Source organism: Paenibacillus vini (assembly GCF_018403325.1).
GTDB classification, from domain to species: Bacteria; Bacillota; Bacilli; order Paenibacillales; family Paenibacillaceae; genus Fontibacillus; species Fontibacillus vini.
The window spans coordinates 1-1,312 of sequence record NZ_BOSL01000041.1 but is presented as its reverse complement, the minus strand read 5'-3'; the positions used below and the strand labels follow the sequence as shown (position 1 = coordinate 1,312).

The following is a 1,312-nucleotide window of genomic DNA, read 5'->3' as shown; positions in this document are numbered from 1 at the left end:
CGGCTAGGCCCCTTAAATCCGGAGTCTTACCCACCAAAAATGGCTCGTTCGCATAATAGCTCACTATTTCAAACAATTACATCGCTTTATGAAATTCAGACGTATCCTCCTGCGTTTTAACCCAAACAGAAAATACCGCAGGAGGCATTCTTTTTAAACTGCCATGCATTTTTCTGTTGTTGTAAAAGTCCATGTAACCATCTAAAGCCTCGTAAGCTTCCTCAAAAGTCATGAAGTCTCTTAGACTGAATAAATGTCGCTCAAGTACACTGTGGAAGGATTCAATGTAAGCATTCATGTTTGGTGTGCGTGGCGGTATTCTTTCATGAATGAGTTCCAGACTCTCGCACATATCCCCAAATAATTTACTTACAAATTGCGGCCCGTTATCTGTGCGAATTACAGGCATGGGTTCTCCTGGCTGTATGCGCTTCTGCAATGCATGACAAAGCGTCTGCACGGCATGTTTTGCCTCACACACAGGACCTCTATATTGACCAACCACGACACGATCAAATACATCAATAATGCTAAGTACAAAAAAGAACCGTTCGCGTCCGATTACATAACCATACTTAATATCCATTTGCCACAATTGATTCGATCCTGTGACCACCCGATTTTTCGGTAATCTCCGTGGATGGGCCGGCTTACGTTGGCGTGCTTTTTGTAGGATCCCTAGTTCCTTGCATAAGCGATGGGATTTCTTTTTATTCAGCCTTACGTTATATCGGTCACGGATGCAATGTCCAAGAAATTTGTAGCCATAAACATGCTCCTCACCCTCAATAAGCTCAAGAAGCCAACTGTTAATTTGGTCGTCACTTACTTGTTCTCCGTTAAAAGTATATGAGTATCCGGGCGCTGGACGTCCACTATGTCTTGCTCTGGAACGTCTTTCCGGGTCACTCATCCGCTTTTTACGATCGTAATAGGTGGATTCCGAGAGTCCCATGATCCGCAGAACGACTGCTGCTGCTTCTCCCCGCTTAATAAATTGCTCTGCTATTTCGAATTTTTCGGATAAGCGGGGTTCTGCTTTTTTAATAATTCACGAAGTATCTCTATTTCGAGTTCCTTCTCCCCGAGCACTTTAACCGCCTTTTCATAGCGTTGCTCAACATCTTGCAGTCGCCGTAGTTCTTGCAAATGCTCATCTGTTGCAGGGATTTCTTCTGTTGGAATTGAATCACGATACTCTTTAACCCACAAACGAATGGTTTCAGGATGCAAATCATACATGCGGGCCAACACCCCCACCTTAATTCCAGACAATGCTTCTTTAACGATTTGAATTTTGATTTCTTCTTTC

Annotated in this window: 2 protein-coding genes; both read right to left on the bottom strand. The window is 43.4% G+C overall.

The window, feature by feature from the left end:
* Positions 1 to 76 precede the first annotated feature (76 nt).
* Positions 77 to 994: an IS3 family transposase gene (locus KJS57_RS25980; protein WP_280520412.1), complete on the bottom strand. Its 918-nt coding sequence runs from the start codon at positions 992 to 994 to the stop codon at positions 77 to 79.
* 11 nt (positions 995 to 1,005) lie between these two features.
* The coding region (locus KJS57_RS25975; RefSeq protein ID WP_213656843.1) for a transposase at positions 1,006 to 1,312 on the bottom strand (307 nt) is incomplete at its 5' end.